Source organism: Mycobacterium sp. SMC-13 (assembly GCF_045311035.1).
Classification (GTDB): domain Bacteria; phylum Actinomycetota; class Actinomycetes; order Mycobacteriales; family Mycobacteriaceae; genus Mycobacterium.
Map to the genome: position 1 here is coordinate 18,227 of NZ_JBJIAI010000017.1, position 15,843 is coordinate 34,069.

Genomic DNA, 15,843 nt, shown 5'->3' on the forward strand with positions numbered 1-15,843 from the left:
TCCCGCTCAGCCGTTGCAGCAGTGCGACTTCTTCGGCGACGGCGGCACATTCAGCGCTGGATTGCGATCGAAGAAGCTGACCGGCTTGAGCTTGAATCCGGCGTAGTCCACCGGCATCACGGGCCAGTCCTCGGGCCGCGGGAAGTGCGTCAGCCCGAAGGTGTGCCACACCACGATGTCCTCGCCCTCGATGTTGCGGTCCTGCGCGACGTACGACGGCAGGCCGGCATCACCGGGGTGCTGGTTGACGAACTGACCGGCCGGATACCGTTCGGCCGGGTCGTATTTCGTCACCCACAGGTGCTTGGTCGCGAAGGCGGCGCGCTTGGCGATGGAGCTCGACGGGTCGGCCAGCAGGGTGGGCTGCCCCTCCGGGTGCAGCGCGTAGCCGACGTTCTGGCCGAGCCGGTTCTGCTTGGTCGGGTTGGTGATGTGCCACACCCGGGCCTTGAGGTTGTCGGCGGTCCGCATGGCCTCGAGCTCGTGGGTCAGCTTGGTCTTCTGCGGACGGAATGCGTTGCCCCACGGGTTCTCCGGGCCCATCGGGACACCGACGGCGTCGACTTCCTCGACGGTATTGGTCAGCCCGTCGACCGCCATGTCGAGCCGCGCGGAGAACATGTGCTGGTGGAACGGCGCGCCCAGGCCCGGCGCCATCTCGGTGGAAAAGCCCTCCGGCCCACGGTAAGCCGATGCGAACACGATGCCGGTGGCCTTGGCCTCCAACTCGATGGTGCCGTCGAGGTAGAGGTACCAGTAGAAGCCGTAGTCGTAGTTGCCGATGGTCAGAAAGAACGAGATCACCAGACGCCGCGACCGCCGGACCTCGGCCATGCCGTTGAACATGTCGGTGTGCTTCCACAGCACGCCGTAGTCCTCCTCGTGCAGGCAGATCGCGTTCTTCATCAGCTTGGGCTCGCCGTTCTCGTCGGCGATGGTGACGTCGAAGTACTTGATCTCGCCGAGGCAGTCGCAGCCCAGTTCGAGGGCATTGGTGTACCGGCCGAACAGGTACTCCCCCTGGTCGAAGTAGTTCTGCCAGTAGCGGACCGGTGACGGATCGGCATACGGCACCACCATCTCGGCGATGGACGCGCGGTACACCACCGGCCGCCCGTCGATCGAGAGCTGGTGCAGCGTCAGGCCCTCACGGACGTCGAAGCCGAAGCGGAAAGACCAATCGGCCCAAGTGATCCGGTTGCCGTCGACGGTGAAGCTCGCACCCTCGGGCTGGGTGATCTCGATGGGCTTGAGGTCGGTGCGGGCCGGGACGGCATGCGGCGCGGCATCCCATTCGCCGCGTTCGGTGGGCAGCGGCAGCTCGATCTCGTCGATCACCTTCACGACCTTGCGGCCCGTCAGGTCGACGTAGGCGACCACACCGTCGATCGGGTGCGCCCACGGCAGGTCCGCGGCGTCGTACTGGTAGAACGCCAGCACCCGGACGATGCGGCGGCCCACCTCGTCCTCGTGGCCGAACACGCCGGCCGACAGCGGAACCGCCCGCACGTCAGTCGGATTCAGCTTGCGCTTGGTCATGGCCTCGATCCATTCGGGGCAGTCGAGCAGGAACGCTTCGATGTCCTCGAACTCCTGGTCCAGGATCGGCACGTGGCCGTCGCGGGTGCTGTCGATCGTCACCTCGCTGACGACACGGCCCTCGGTCACCGACACCACCAGGTCGGAGCCCTGGCCGGTGGCCCGGTTCAGCAGCAGCACCCGGGCCCGGCGGTCCATGGTGTCGCCCGGGCGGAAGGCCAGCACGTCACTCTTGTGTGGTTCCTCCAGCGCGACGAACACGAAGCGGACACTGTCGCCGAGCAGGCCGTGCGCGTCGACGATGCGGCGTGCCGCGCGAATCTCGTCGGCGCTCAGTGGGGTGAGCGGGTGGTCGGGGACTGTGGTCACCTGGGGTTCGATAGTGGCGGTCATCGTGCGATCTCCTTTGCGATATCAGGGTTTTCGTTCTGTTGAGCTCCGGCGTGCGGTCGCATCACCGCGACCGCGATGCCGCCGGCGAAGGCACCGACCAGCAGGACGCCGATGATCGCCGCCAGGGTTCCGGAGCCGCCGACCAGCAGTGGCAGGTTGACCGCGGTCATCACCGACAGCACCGCCAGACCGGCGAAGCCGAGGCTCGGCGCGATGACGGTGTGCCACGGCCGGGTGTCGAGGCGGGTCCGGCGGAAGTAGACGACGACGGCCGCGGACGTCAGCGTCATCAGCACCACGATGCCCACCGACGCGGCGCCGACGAACCACGTGAACACCTAGGTCACGGGGTCCAGGCCGGCCAGGACCGCCGCCGCGACGAGCACCAGCGCCGAGAGGGTCTGGGCGAACGACGCGATGTGCGGGGAGTCGTGCCGCGGGTGCGAGCGGCCGCAGCGCTCGGGCAGCGCCCGGCTGTTGCCGAGCGAGAAGATGTAGCGGGCCAGCACGTTGTGGAAGGACAGCAGTGCCGCGAAAAGGCTTGTGATCAAAAAGATCTGGACGAGGTCACCGGCCACCGCACCGACGTAGCGGGTGGCGGTCTCGGTCAGCATGGTCGCGGGGTTCTTCGTCGCCTCGTCGACCGCACCGGCGTCACCCCACGCGCTGACCAGCGCCCAGCTGCTGAGCGCGTAGAAGCCACCGATCAGCAACAGCGCGGCGTACGTCGCCCGCGGGATGGTCCGCACCGGGTCACGGGCCTCGTCGCGGAACACCGCCGTCGCCTCGAAACCGATGTAGCCGGCCAGCGCGAAGATCAGGGCGATGCCCGGCGCACCGGAGAAGAAGTTGCCCGAGTGCAGGACAGCCGTCGAAAGTCCCTGGGCGCCGCCATGGCCGATGACGGCGGCGTTGATCACCAGCACGATGCCGACCTCGCACACCAGCAGGACCCCGAGCACCTTGCCCGACAGCTCGATGTGCCGGTAACCCAGGAACCCGGTGACCGCCATCATCAGCAGCGCGTAGAGGTACCACGGCACGGCGGGTCCGCCGTGCGCGGTGACGAGCTCGTTGATGGACGCGCCGATGTAGCCGTACACCCCGACCTGGACGGCGGTGTAGGACAGCAGCGCCAGGAACGCGGCGCCGAGCCCGGCATGCCGGCCGAAGCCGTGCGCGATGTAGGTGTAGAACGCGCCGGCTCCCGTGATGTGCCGGGCCATGGCGGTGAAGCCGACCGCGAACAGCAGCAGCACCGCGGTGCAGACGACGTACGACCCCGGGTAGGCCGCCCCGTTGCCGGCGGCGATGCCGATCGGGAAGGTGCCGGCGACGACGGTCAGCGGAGCGGCGGCGGCGACGACCATGAACACGATGGCCACCGGACCGAGCCGACCCGTCAATCGGTTGGGCTGAGCGCCGGTGCGTCGACCGGCATCGAGAACTGCGTCAGTTGTCATGACAGCACCTTCGCTGGAATTGAATGTGAATTGGTTGCGGTGCGGTAAGGCTTCGGTGAGTTCAAATGAGAATTGCCGAATCCGCGAATTCTCATTTGACGACGGAATTCACAGCGCGATGTTGATGGCTTTCGTCTGGGTGTATTCGGCAATGGCGCCCTCACCGAGTTCACGGCCCCAACCCGATTGTTTGTAGCCGCCGAACGGCAGCGCGGTATCGAACGCGTTGTGGCAGTTGACCCACACCGTGCCGGCCTTGATCTGTTGCGCCGCCCGGTGTGCCGTCGAGACGTCGCGTGTCCACACGCTGGCGGCCAGTCCGTAGGGCGTGTCGTTGGCGGCTTCACGCACGCCGCGGTCGCGGTTGAACGGCACGGCCACGGCGACGGGCCCGAAGATCTCCTCCTGGTACACGGTGAAGTCGCGGTTCACGTCGACCAGCAGCGTGGGCTGCACGTAGAAGCCTCTGTCGCCGTGCCGGCCACCCCCGGCCAGGGCCCGCGCACCCTGCGCGATGCCGTCGTCGAGGTAGCCGGTGACCTTGATGAGCTGCTCACGCGAGACCAGCGGGCCGATGTCGTTGGCGGGGTCCAGCCCGGGGCCGATCCGCAGGCCGGCGGCGTGCTCGGCGACGCCCTGGGTGAACTCGTCGAAGATGGTGTCCTCGACCAGCAGCCGGGTGCCGGCCGTGCAGGTCTGGCCGTGGTTGAACAGGAATCCGCTGGCCACGCCCGGAATGGCGGCCTCGAGGTCGGCGTCGGCGAAGACCACTTGCGGGCTCTTGCCACCCAGTTCCAGCGAGACCTTCTTGAGGTTGCCCGACGCGGCGTTGACGATCTTCTTGCCCACCTCGGTGGACCCGGTGAAGGCGACCTTGTCGACGCCGTCGTGCGCGGACAGCGCGGCGCCCACGTCACCGAAACCCGTCAGCAGGTTGAACACCCCGGCCGGGACGCCGGCTTCGGCGATGACCTCGGCGAGCAGCACCGCGGTCAGCGGGGTCTGTTCGGCGGGCTTGAGGATGACGGTGTTCCCGCAGGCCAGGGCCGGTGCGACTTTGAACGCGGCCATGACCAGCGGGAAGTTCCACGGGGTGATCTGGGCGCAGACGCCGACGGGCTCACGCAGCGTGAAGGCGTGGAACTTGGCGCCTGGGGCCCACGGCACCGACACCGGGACGGTGCGGCCCTCGATCTTGGTGGCCCAGCCCGCGTAGTAGTAGAAGATCTCCGCGGCCCAGGTGACGTCGACGGCCTTGGCGACCGCGACGGACTTGCCGTTGTCGATGCTCTCCAGTTCGGCGAACTGGTCGGCCCGGGCCGTGATGCCCTCGGCGATGCGCCAGATCATGCGCTGCCGCTCGGCGAGCGTCATGGCCGGCCACGGGCCGTCCTCGAACGCGCGGCGAGCTGCCCGCACCGCACGCTCGACGTCTTCGGCGTCGCTGTGCGGGACCGTCGTGATGACCTGCTCGGTGGCGGGGTCGACGGTGTCGAACCGACGGCCCGTCGCCGACTCGACCCACTGTCCGTCGACGTACATCTGCTGCGGGCGGGCGATGAATTCGGTGGTCCGCGGGTCCAGATCGGCGCTGAGCGTGGCTGTCATGGAAATCATGTCTACGCCTCGATGTGGTGCGCGTCACCACTAATTCGGAATGGGTATTTCGCGAATTCCGATTCTCATTTGAAATGGCTTCGGCATTCTCATTCGGGACCGTTGATAATCGCAGCTCGTCTCGATTTCCGGACGTGCCCTGGGCGCCACCGAGGCCCGCCGGGTCGCGGATTCTCATTTGAAGATTCTCGATGTTTACCCGACAACGCCGCCGAGGCCGGGGGCGATCGGCTACCTTCCGACAAATGGGCCACACCCGAACCATCCGGAGCCGCTCGCCGGTCGCCGGGCTTCAGCGCGCGCAGCTGACGTTCACCCAGGTTCTCGGGCAGTCGGTCTCGGCGGTGGCGCCGTCGGCGGTGATGGTCACGCTGCCGGCACTGGTCCTGCCGGCGGCCGGTCACGCCACCATCGCCGTGTTCGTCCTGACCGCCTTGATGATGACCGCGGTCGGGTACTGCATCACCCAGTTCTCCACCCGCATGGTCGCGGTGAGCGGGCTGTACAGCTACACCGTCAAGGGCCTCGGCCCGGTTCCGGGGATCGCGGCGGGCTGGTCGCTGGTCATCGGCTACGCCGCCGCCGCGATGGCGAGCGCGCTCGGCGCGGCCAGTTACCTCGCGACGCTGTTGGGCCGCATCGGGGTGCCGGCAGGCAAACCCGTCATCGCCGGCCTGTCCGTACTGGTCGGCGGTGCCGCGCTGATCCTCATGGCGCGCGGCATCAGGCTGTCGGCGCGCATCTCGCTGGCCGTCGAACTGTTCGCGATCCTGGTGGCCGGGGTGGTGCTGATGATCGCCTTCGGCGGAGCCGTGACCGGTAGCGCCGCATCATCGAAAACCGTTGCGGATGCGCCACATTCCGCGCTGGGCTTCGCTCTGCTGCTCGCCATCACCTCGTACGTGGGCTTCGAGAGCGCCAGCACTGTGGCCCGCGAGGCGCAACGCCCGTTCGTCACCGTCACCCGTGCCATCCGCTGGACGCCACTGGCGCTGGGGGCGCTGTACACCTTCGCCGCCGTCCTGCAGACCACGGGCACGATCCAGACCCGAACCGGGTCGACGCCGATCGTGCTCTCACTCCCCGACTCTGCCGACACTTTGGCCGGCGCATTGTCCGTGGCAATGGAAGTCGGCATCACCGCGTCCTGGATCGCGTGCGTGATCGGTTCCACCACCGCGTTGTCCCGGACGCTGTTCGCGATGGGACGCGAGGGGCTGCTGCCGGCGGTCCTGGGCCATGCGCATCCGCGCTATCGCACACCGCACGTCGCACTCAGCGTCGCGATGCCGGTGATCGTCGCGGTGCCGGTCGCCTACCTGTTCGCCGCGGAGTCCAGCCGCGACGTCCTCATCGGGCTGCTGGCGGTGTCGGCCCACGGCTACATCGTGGCGTATCTGCTGGTGTGCCTGGCCACTCCGGCATTTCTGCGCCGCATCGGCGAGCTCACCACGGTGCCGCTGATCGTCGGGCTGGCCACCGCCGTCACCATGATCGCCATCATCATCTGGGCTGCACTGTCGGTGGCGTCGCCGGTATGGATCGCCACCGCGGTCTACTCCGCGCTGCTGGCACTGGGGTTGACGGCATTCCTGGTGCGCCGCCGCCGGGTGCCCGACCTCGCCGAGCGGGTCGGGGTGTTCGACGAGACCGTCGCCGGTGACGTTTTCGCCGACTACAACCCGTGGGAGGTGCGCCGGTGAGCCCCGCCGACGGCGCGCTGTCCGGCCGCCAGCCCAAAGCCGTCCAGAGCGCCCTCCAGGTGCTCGAGGCCGTGGCGCTGGCCGGCACGGGCGTCACCGCGAAAGACATCGCCGAGCACCTGTCGATGCCCTCGGCCACCACCTACCGACTGCTCAATCTCCTTGTCGCCGACGGCTACATCGTGCGGCTACCCGACCTGTCGGGGTTCGCGCTGGGGCCGCGGATGGGCCTGCTGATCGACGCCGCGGTCTCCCCCACGGTCTGCACCAAAGCTCGCGAGACACTGGCCGAGAAGCGTGATGCCGACACGCTGCTGGCCCTGACCCCCGCGGCGCTCACCGACCGCACCATCACCTCGAAATCCGCTCTGGCCGAACAACTCGCCGAGATCCAGGAGTGTGGATACGCCGCGCAGACCGGGGAACTGCGGGCCGATTCGGCGTGTGTCGCGGTGCCGGTCCGGTCCGCCACCGCGACCCTGGTGGCCGCGGTGGCGATGTCCGGACGGGCCGAACAGGAACAGCTTCTGCGGAAGCAGGTTCCGGCGTTGCAGGACTGCGCGACCCAGTTGGCGCCGCTGCTGGCGTGATGCTGCTCAGAAGGGAATCGACGCGATCATCGCCCCGGCCCCGGTGACCAGACTCTCCTTCTTCAGCGTCGTGCCGAAGTACTTCGCGTGCGGGTCGATCACCACCCGCTGATCGTCGTGACGGAGCGCCAGCACCTCCCGAGCCAGCCTCGAGAACGGGAACTTCTCGGGCCCGCCGATGTTGATGACGTGGTTGCGCGGTGGCTCTATCGCGACCTCGGCCAGGTACGCCGCCACTTCGTCGGCCGCGATCGGCTGGATCAAGGCATCCGGCACCAGCACATCGTGCTCGTCACCGTCATCGGTGTCGGCCTCGACCACCATCGAATCGACTATCGCCCTTGCGAACTCGTGGAACTGCGTGGCACGCACGATCGTGTAGGGCAACCCCGACGACGCGATGATCCGCTCTTGCGCGGCCTTGGCCCGCAGGTAGCCGCTGTCGGGCAGTCCGTCGACGCCCACGATCGACAGGGCGACGTAATGGCGAACCCCGGCCGCCCGGGCCGCGGCCACCAGATTGGTGGTCGCACCGACGAAGAAGTCCATCACCTCGTCGTCCTCGAAGGACGGCGAGTTGGTGACGTCAACGAGGGCGTCTGCGCCCGCCAGGGCTTTGGCGAGGCCCACGCCACTGAGCACATCGACACCGGAGCGCCGGGACGCGGCGACCACGTCCTCGCCCTCCCGGGTCAAGAGGTCGACCAGCAGTTTCCCGATGAGGCCACTGGCCCCCATGACTGTCACCTTCACTGTGCCAACACCTTTCGTCGTCGCCACGCCGACCTGGGAGTCGGACACTCAGCCTACGTCGCCCGGCATGCCGAGGGGCGTGAAACCGACGTCCGGGATGGCTGGACGGCGGCAGCGGTACGTCCCGTATCGCTGGACGACGCAACACAATTGGTGTCGCTGCCGGTGTCGCGCTTCGTCCGTCGGCGGGGCCTCCCGCACTGGCGGTCAGCTGTCGCCAGGTTCCTCGACCCCGGACACACCGTTTGCGGAATTGACGCCCACGTCGGTACTGTGCGACAGTCGACGGGAACGAATCCAGGTACGCACAGCAATGCAATGCATCGGACGGTCAGCATGGTAAATCGGCTGCTCACAGTGCATGATTTGGTCGTTCTGCTACAGGCGGCAAATCAATTCGAGTTGCTGCTCACCGCGGCGGCCGGGACGGCCTCGATCGTCACCGCTGTGCGGAGTCCGGCAGCTGACGTTGCTGGCATCGATCCGGAGCGCCGGCACACGGACCTGTGTACCTGCGGGGACGGCGACCCTTCGAACTGTCCGGCACGCGACTCCCTGTGAACCGGTGTCGACGGGGCGCGGCACCACCGGCACCGCGCCCCGCCGCCGTCAGCCGCTGATCGCTTCGGCGACCTTCACCCCGACCAGGACCACTGCCACCAACAGATAGCCGCGTAGCGCGACCATCCCGGCTACCCGCAGCGGTGACCAGGCGGGCCGATCGAGCGTCTCCAGCGCAGGCGTGCGGAAGCTGTCGCGCTCCTGGCTCCGCAGTGCCTTGCGGACCTTGCGGTCATCCGGCTCTTCGTCCAGATCCTCCACCTGCTCGGGATCCAGGCCACCCAACTCGGCGGCCACCTGGACAGCGTCCTGCTTCCGCTCCTGCCGCCGAGACCGCAGCGTCGCCCCCGCGATGGCGCCGCCACCGAGCACACCGACGGCAACCCCGGCCCCGAAACCCCATTCCAGCTGTGCGGCAGTCAGATTCGGGAAGAACGTCGCGGCCGTCAGCGCCAGCGACAACAGCACCAGGGCCCAGACGATCACGCCCGCCATGATGTTCTGCCGCATGGTGTTGACCCACGGCCCCAGCACCGCCTTGTCGTTGCACAGCAGCACCAGGAACACCGTCGCCGACGGCAGCAGCACCCCGGCCAGCGCCTGCACGCCCTGGGTGAGCAGCCCCAGCACGTGGTCTGGGCTGAACGACACCGCGGCGGCCACCGCCAACAACGCGGCGTAACCCAGGTAGAAGGCGGGCGCCTCGCTGACCTTCCAGTGCAACGAGTGCCGCTTTCCCATGGTGTCACCCAGCGCGTATGTGGTGGCGAGGCCAACCGCGTTGGCCCCGATGAGCGACGCGTCCAGCAGGAGGATCGCGAACAGTGCGCCCGCCGTGTGCGACACGTGCCGGCCCAGCTGGGTTGCCACGTCACCGGCGTCGGTGAAGTTGCCGGCCGCGGCACTGCCGCCCAGCCCGAACGCGGCGGCGGCCATGATCGCGACCGCACCGACCATCACCACGACGATGCCGATCCACAGATCGACCCGCTCGTAGCGAATCCACTTGGGGGTCAAGCGCTTGTCGACGATGTTGGACTGCTGGAAGAACAACTGCCATGGCGCCACGGTGGTGCCGACGATGGCCACGATCAGCAGCAACAGCGTCGAGTTCAGGCCACCCGGGAGGGACGGGATCAACCCGTGCGCGGTTTCCGACACCGACGGGTGGACGATGAACGCCAGCGGGAAGATCACGATGTTGATGGCGATCAGCGCGAAAATGAAACGCTCCCAACGGCGGAACGAACCACCGGCCACCACGGCGAACAGCAGAACCGCGGCGAGCGGCACCGAGATGGCCTTGGGCAGCCCGAAGTAGTTCAACGCCATGGACACCCCGACGAATTCGGTGACGATGGTCAGCGCGTTGACGATGAACAGGTCCCCGACGCTGAAGGCACCCCAGAACTTGCCGAACCGCGCGAAGATCAGGCGGGCGTGGCCCACCCCGGCGACGGCGCCGAGCCGGACCACCATCTCCTGGTTGACGTAGAGCACCGGAATCAGCAGCGCCAGTGTCCACATGAGCGCCATGCCGTAGTTCTGGCCGGCCTGGGCGTAGGTCGCGACGCCGCCGGCGTCGTTGTCTCCGACCATGACGATGAGGCCCGGCCCCATCACCACGAGCAGCATCTTCAGGCGGTGCCACCGGCCGCGGCCGGTGGTGGTCTCGTCGGTGCGGATGGCGCCGAGGGCGCCGACGATGTCGCCGACGTGTGCGGTGTCGAGCACTGCGGTGCTTGGTGAATCACGTTGCCGCACTGACGTTTCGCCGGCGGGGCGCGGGGTACGAGCGAACAGGGCCATGTCGAGATTCCTCTCGGGAAAGGCAGCACAGCAGGGGTCCGTCCACCGGAACCGGTGGACGGACCGTGCGGCCGAACGGTCAGAAGTGGGGGTGCGCCCCGAGAGAAGCCGAGATCACCGCGAGCGGCGTCTGCGACATCTGAAGGTTGTGCCGTTCCTGCGGCGTCAGGTGCGTGCGGGTGTGCACGAGCCGGGCGAGACGGCGAACTGGATTAGCGCGGAATACGGTCATGACAGTGCTCCTGTCGGGTCAACCCGCGAGCCTGCCTCGTGCAGCGTCGTTCAGACGGCCGAACCGCTGATACGTCGGCAGGGCAGCAGGGATTTCACAAAATGCTGAATGTGCTTGGAATGAATACGTTCTCGTTCCGGACTGGAACTCGGACTATCGCCGGGTAACATCTGCGCCCCTCACCTCCTTGCCGCCGGGCCTCCGCAGAGGCATCGCTGTACATGACAACACAAAAGGGATTAGGCGAGTGCCCGCCAGGCCATCAAGAACCTGTCACGATTCGGCACCGCTCACACCCCTCTCGTCAGAGCTTCGGCACTGGACGACGTAATCCGCTGGGCGGATAGCCACTTTGGGTAACCCCTTAATCCGGGGAGACCTGTCCTGACCCTGGGCGTCTCTCGACGTCGTGGGATCAGTGGCTTCTGTTCGTTCAGGAGCCTCGCCTAGCGAGGTGCTGACTTTTGGAAGATAGACCCGGCAATTGGGGCCCGTCAAGTTGAATGAGTGCTCCGGCGATCGGGTTACAGCCCCGGATCAGCGCTCCAGGTGCGCTCCGAGCGACGCCGAGATCACCGCAAGGGGCGTATGCGACAGCTCGAGATTGTGGCGTTCCTGCGGGGTCAGATGGGCGCGCCGGCGCACCAACTTGGCTACCCGGCGGACAGCGGCGGTACGAAAAACGGTCATGATGCGCTCCTGTCGACGTCTGCCCCGCCGGCCCGAGAGTGTCAGGGGGCCGGATAGACAGACCTTTACCCACAATGACAGCACGCAAACGTAAACATGACAGGTGATCAAACTGTCAAAACCGTGTTAAGAATTTCGCCTGATGGACAGCCGCTCACCAGGGGATTTTCGCTCAGATCGCCGGCACTGGGGTCATCGCGAGCACGGATTACGCGGAAATCGCGTCGACTCTGTAGCCCGGCCGCGGCGCAGGAGTGCGCTCACTCCAGCCCGAAGATGCGGATGCTCTCGGCGCGCATGTCGACCTTGCGGACCTTGCCGGTGATGGTCATCGGGAACTCGTCGACGATGTGCACGTAGCGCGGGATCTTGAAGTGCGCCAGCCGATCCGCGGTGAATTCCCGGATGGCGGCGGCGTCCAGCGGCGGCGCTCCCGGCCGCATCCGCAACCAGGCGCAGATCTCTTCGCCGTAGCGGGCGTCGGGCACGCCGATCACCTGGGCGTCTTCGATGTCCGGGTGGGTGTAGAGGAACTCCTCGATCTCGCGCGGGTACACGTTCTCCCCACCGCGGATCACCATGTCCTTGATGCGGCCGACGATGGCGCAGTAACCGTCCGACCGCATCACCGCGAGATCGCCGGTATGCATCCAGCCCTCGGAATCGATGGCCTCCCGGGTCTTTTCGTCGTTGTCCCAGTAACCCAACATCACCGAGTAACCACGAGTACAGAACTCCCCCGGCTCGCCGCGCTCCACCGTCTCGCCGGTCTCCGGGTTGATGACCTTGACCTCCAGGTGCGGATGCGCCCGCCCGATCGTCGCGGTGCGGCGGTCCAGATCGTCATCGATCAGCGTCTGGCAGGACACCGGCGACGTCTCCGTCATGCCGTACGCGATGGCCACCTCGGCCATGTGCATGTCGGAGACGCAGTGCTTCATCACCTCGACGGGGCAAACCGAGCCGGCCATGATGCCGGTGCGCAGGCTCGACAGATCCCGCCCGGCGAACGACGGGTGGTGCTGCATCGCGATGAACATCGTCGGCACCCCGTAGACGCCGGCGCACTGCTCGGCTTCGATGGCGTCGAGCGTCGCCGCCGGGTCGAAGCCGGGGGCCGGAATCACCACGGCCGCACCATGAGCCATGCAGCCGAGCACCCCCATGACCATGCCGAAGCAGTGGTAGAACGGCACCGGAACACACAACCGCTCGCCCGCTCGGAGGTTGATGCCTTCCGTCGTGAAGTAGCCGTTGTTCAGGATGTTGCGGTGCGACAGCGTCGCACCTTTCGGGAATCCGGTTGTGCCCGACGTGTATTGGATGTTGATCGGGTCGGTGTTGGCCAGCGTGGCCTGCCGGGTCGCCAGGGCATCGGCACCGACGGCCGCACTGTCCGCTCGCAACCGGTCCCAGTCCGCGCCGTCCAGGAAGACGACGTCACTCAGGCTGGGAACCTGCGGACGCACCTCGGCGATCATCGCCGCATAGTCGGATGTCTTGAACGACGTCGCCGAGACCAACACACGCATCCCGGATTGGTTGAGCGCGTAGACAAGTTCGTGCACCCGGTACGCCGGATTCACGTTGACCAGGATGGCGCCGATCTTGGCCGTCGCGAGCTGCGTCACGATCCACTGCGCACAGTTCGGCGACCAGACCCCGACGCGGTCACCCTTCTCGATGCCGCGGGCCATCAGGCCGCGCGCGATCAGGTCGACCTCGGCGTTCAACTCGGCATACGTGTACCGCAGTCCCTGCCCGCGGTCGACCAACGCGAGAGTATCCGGATGGGCCGCGACGGTGCGCTCGAAGTTGGCCCCGATGGTCTCTTCCAGGATCGGGGTGTCGGTGGGCCCCGCGTCGTAGCTCAGCATCAGTTCACCAGGTCCTCATAGCGGTATTCCGATGCGATCGGGGTGCCGGCCGCATGCGCTTGATCTTCGCGCTTGCGCAGGTCAACGCGCCGGATCTTGCCGGAAATCGTCTTGGGGAGGTCACCGAACTCCACCCGGCGCACCTTGAGGTACGGCGCCAGGTGGTCACGGGCGAATTCCATGATCGAGCGCGCGGTGTCCGCGTCGGCACTCCAGCCGGCAGCCAGGCAGACGTACGCCTTCGGCACGGCGAGCCGGGTGTCGTCGGGCTGCGGCACCACCGCGGCTTCCACCACCGCGGGATGCTCGATGAGCACGCTCTCCAGCTCGAACGGCGACACCTTGTAATCCGACGACTTGAACACGTCATCGGTGCGGCCGATATACGTGATGTAGCCGTCACTGTCGCGGGAAGCCACGTCACCGGTGTGGTAGTAACCGCCGGCCATGACGGCCGCATTGCGTTGCGGGTCACCGAGATAACCGGTCATCAGGTTGAGCGGCCGCGCGCCCAGCTCCAGGCAGATCTCGCCCTCGTCGGCCGGCTCGCCGGTCAGCGGATCGATCAACACCACGGGCACACCCGGCATCGGCCGGCCCATCGATCCGGCCTTGACCGGCTGCCCCGGGGTGTTGCCGACCAGCAGCGTGGTCTCGGTCTGTCCGAAGCCGTCCCGGATGGTCAGGCCCCAGGCATCCTGCACCTTGGCGATGACATCGGGGTTCAGCGGTTCACCGGCGCCCAGAATCTCGCGCAGCCCTTCGGGTTTGGTGCCGAGGTCGGCCTGGATCAACATCCGCCACACGGTCGGCGGCGCGCAGAAGGTGTTGACGCCGGCGCGCCGCAGCTGCGCCATGAGCGCGGCGGCGTCGAAGCGGCTGTAGTTGTAGACGAAGATCGTCGCCTCGGCGATCCACGGCGCGAACACACAACTCCAGGCGTGCTTGGCCCAGCCCGGCGAGCTGATCGCCAGATGGACGTCGCCGGGCGTCACCCCGATCCAGGCCATCGTGGACAGGTGGCCGACGGGATACGAAATCTGCGAGTGCTCAACGAGTTTGGGCTTGCTGGTGGTGCCCGAGGTGAAGTAGACCAGCAGCGGGTCGTCGACGTCGGTGACGGTGCGGAACGGACCGGCCGAAACCGCTTGGTACGCATCGGCGTAGCGGTGCCAGCCGGGCACCGAATCCCCGACGACGATTCCGGTGTACTGCCCGTCGACGGACGCGAACTTGTCCGCGTCCGCGGCATTGGTCACCACGAAGCCCGCGCCGCCGCGGGTGATCCGGTCGGCCAGGTCGGCCGGGCCCAGTGCCCCGGTCGTCGGCATCACCACCGCGCCGAGCTTGGCCACCGCCAGCATCGACTCCCACAGCTCGACCTGGTTGCCCAGCATGACGATGACGCGGTCGCCCTTGCCCACGCCCAGCGACTGCAGCCAGGTCGCGACCTGATCGGACCGGTCGGCCATCTCGGCGAAGGTGTAGCGCTGCTCGTCACCGCCTTCTTCGGTGATCCAGAGCGCCGTCTGCCCGCTCCGTTCGGCACTACGGGCGATGACGTCGAACCAGTCGGTGGCCCAGTTGAACGTGCCGGTCAGCCGCGGCCAGCTGAACGAATCGACGGCCTGCGAGTAGTCACCGATCGACGCCACGAGCCGGTCCCGGGCCGCTCGGTACTGCTCGGTGTTGGTCGTGATCACAGCCTCTGTCGCCATGAACGTAGGATCTACGTCACACCCATCCGCCCGCTACCCCCGAAAGAGGGTACTGACCGTGACGACCGGCCCGTCCCTGCTGCGCCCGCGCGATACCGACGCGGTCCGCGCTGAGCTGCGACGTCTCGGCTCCGAGGGCGCGGTGCCGGTGATGTTCGGCGGCGAGGTGCACGACGACGCGCTGCTGATCACCGAGTTCTACGGCACCCGCGGCGGCGGTCTCCGCGGGTTGACGGTGCGCTCGATGTGCGGGCTCGGCGGGGCCAGCATGGTCTCGGGTCAGCCGCTCGCGGTGGCCGACTACCGGCACGCACCGTCCATCACCCACGACTACGACATGCCCGTGCTGTCGGAGGGCATCCGGTCGGTGCTGGCGGTGCCGGTCGTGGTCGATGGCCGGGCCCGGGCGGTGCTCTACGGCGCCTACCGGTCCAGCGCACCGTTCGGCGGGCGGACCGTCGACCTGATCATGGCGTCGGCGCAGCGCCTGTCGGACGAACTGACGATCCGCGACGAAGTGGACCGCCGGCTGCGGCTGCAGCAGGCCCCGGCCGCCGACACGGCGGTCAACACCGAACACATCCGCCAGGTGCACGCCGAGTTGCGACGGCTGGCGGCCGGAAACGCGCCCGTCGCACCGAGCGATCTCGGCGGCCTCGCCGACCGGCTGGCCGAGGCCCTGGCCGGTGGGCCCGCACCGGCCGGTCCGCTGAGCCCTCGCGAACTCGACGTGCTGGCGCAGATCGCACTGGGCTGCACCAATACCGAAGCCGCCCAGCGACTTTCCCTCAAACCCGAGACCGTCAAGAGCTATCTGCGCAGTGCCGCGACGAAACTCGGCACCCACAGCCGGCACGAGGCGGTCTCGAAGGCGCGGCAGCTGCGGCTGATTCCCTGA

The 15,843-nt window shown here is 67.5% G+C and carries 11 protein-coding genes, 1 pseudogene and 1 riboswitch; of the genes and pseudogenes, 3 read left to right on the forward strand and 9 right to left on the reverse strand.

Annotation, left to right across the window (positions count from 1 at the left end):
• Positions 1–6: 6 nt before the first annotated feature.
• The 3 genes and pseudogenes from ACJH6I_RS22090 to ACJH6I_RS22100 form a co-directional block, all read right to left on the reverse strand.
• Positions 7–1,932 (reverse strand): primary-amine oxidase, encoded by a 1,926-nt coding sequence (locus ACJH6I_RS22090; RefSeq protein WP_406784496.1) that lies wholly within the window; start codon positions 1,930–1,932, stop codon positions 7–9.
• Positions 1,929–3,395 (reverse strand): annotated as a pseudogene (locus tag ACJH6I_RS22095) (APC family permease). The gene ACJH6I_RS22090 and the pseudogene ACJH6I_RS22095 overlap by 4 nt, the downstream one beginning before the upstream one ends.
• Positions 3,396–3,503: 108 nt before the next feature.
• The gene (locus ACJH6I_RS22100) at positions 3,504–5,003 is read right to left on the reverse strand and encodes an aldehyde dehydrogenase family protein (RefSeq protein ID WP_406784514.1); all 1,500 of its coding nucleotides are present in this window, start codon (positions 5,001–5,003) and stop codon (positions 3,504–3,506) included.
• Positions 5,004–5,257: 254 nt separating this feature from the next.
• Between ACJH6I_RS22100 and ACJH6I_RS22105 the strand changes: the two genes are divergently transcribed.
• A complete protein-coding gene (locus ACJH6I_RS22105; protein WP_406784497.1) occupies positions 5,258–6,715 on the forward strand; it encodes an APC family permease in 1,458 nt (485 codons plus the stop codon).
• The gene (locus ACJH6I_RS22110) at positions 6,712–7,305 is read left to right on the forward strand and encodes an IclR family transcriptional regulator C-terminal domain-containing protein (RefSeq protein ID WP_406784498.1); all 594 of its coding nucleotides are present in this window, start codon (positions 6,712–6,714) and stop codon (positions 7,303–7,305) included. Before ACJH6I_RS22105 ends, ACJH6I_RS22110 begins: the two co-directional genes overlap by 4 nt.
• A 6-nt stretch (positions 7,306–7,311) precedes the next feature.
• Here ACJH6I_RS22110 and ACJH6I_RS22115 read toward each other — a convergent pair whose 3' ends face one another.
• The 6 genes from ACJH6I_RS22115 to ACJH6I_RS22140 form a co-directional block, all read right to left on the reverse strand.
• Positions 7,312–8,058, reverse strand: coding sequence for an SDR family oxidoreductase (locus tag ACJH6I_RS22115; RefSeq protein ID WP_406784499.1), 747 nt, complete (start codon positions 8,056–8,058; stop codon positions 7,312–7,314).
• A gap of 609 nt (positions 8,059–8,667) precedes the next feature.
• Positions 8,668–10,428 (reverse strand): NRAMP family divalent metal transporter, encoded by a 1,761-nt coding sequence (locus tag ACJH6I_RS22120; protein ID WP_406784500.1) that lies wholly within the window; start codon positions 10,426–10,428, stop codon positions 8,668–8,670.
• 79 nt (positions 10,429–10,507) lie between these two features.
• Positions 10,508–10,660, reverse strand: coding sequence for a hypothetical protein (locus ACJH6I_RS22125; RefSeq protein ID WP_165605588.1), 153 nt, complete (start codon positions 10,658–10,660; stop codon positions 10,508–10,510).
• 289 nt (positions 10,661–10,949) lie between these two features.
• Positions 10,950–11,121: riboswitch (M-box (ykoK) riboswitch) on the reverse strand.
• Between the two features lie 76 nt (positions 11,122–11,197).
• Positions 11,198–11,350 (reverse strand): hypothetical protein, encoded by a 153-nt coding sequence (locus ACJH6I_RS22130; protein ID WP_165605587.1) that lies wholly within the window; start codon positions 11,348–11,350, stop codon positions 11,198–11,200.
• Between the two features lie 260 nt (positions 11,351–11,610).
• Positions 11,611–13,227, reverse strand: coding sequence for an AMP-binding protein (locus ACJH6I_RS22135; protein WP_406784501.1), 1,617 nt, complete (start codon positions 13,225–13,227; stop codon positions 11,611–11,613).
• Positions 13,227–14,927 carry an AMP-binding protein gene (locus tag ACJH6I_RS22140; RefSeq protein ID WP_406784515.1) on the reverse strand — a complete coding sequence of 567 codons (1,701 nt, stop codon included), beginning with the start codon at positions 14,925–14,927 and terminating at the stop codon, positions 13,227–13,229. The genes ACJH6I_RS22135 and ACJH6I_RS22140 overlap by 1 nt, the downstream gene beginning before the upstream one ends.
• Before the next feature lie 76 nt (positions 14,928–15,003).
• On the opposite strand from ACJH6I_RS22140, the gene ACJH6I_RS22145 reads away from it, so the two are divergent.
• A complete protein-coding gene (locus ACJH6I_RS22145; protein WP_226520648.1) occupies positions 15,004–15,843 on the forward strand; it encodes a LuxR C-terminal-related transcriptional regulator in 840 nt (279 codons plus the stop codon).

Excerpts from the sequence above, each read along its gene's own strand:
- ACJH6I_RS22120 (WP_406784500.1), bottom strand. The coding sequence starts at position 10,428 with ATGGCCCTGTTCGCTCGTACCCCGCGCCCCGCCGGCGAAACGTCAGTG.
- ACJH6I_RS22130 (WP_165605587.1), bottom strand. The coding sequence starts at position 11,350 with ATGACCGTTTTTCGTACCGCCGCTGTCCGCCGGGTAGCCAAGTTGGTG.
- ACJH6I_RS22135 (WP_406784501.1), bottom strand. The coding sequence starts at position 13,227 with ATGCTGAGCTACGACGCGGGGCCCACCGACACCCCGATCCTGGAAGAG.
- ACJH6I_RS22100 (WP_406784514.1), bottom strand. The coding sequence starts at position 5,003 with ATGACAGCCACGCTCAGCGCCGATCTGGACCCGCGGACCACCGAATTC.
- ACJH6I_RS22105 (WP_406784497.1), top strand. The coding sequence starts at position 5,258 with ATGGGCCACACCCGAACCATCCGGAGCCGCTCGCCGGTCGCCGGGCTT.
- ACJH6I_RS22090 (WP_406784496.1), bottom strand. The coding sequence starts at position 1,932 with ATGACCGCCACTATCGAACCCCAGGTGACCACAGTCCCCGACCACCCG.
- ACJH6I_RS22125 (WP_165605588.1), bottom strand. The coding sequence starts at position 10,660 with ATGACCGTATTCCGCGCTAATCCAGTTCGCCGTCTCGCCCGGCTCGTG.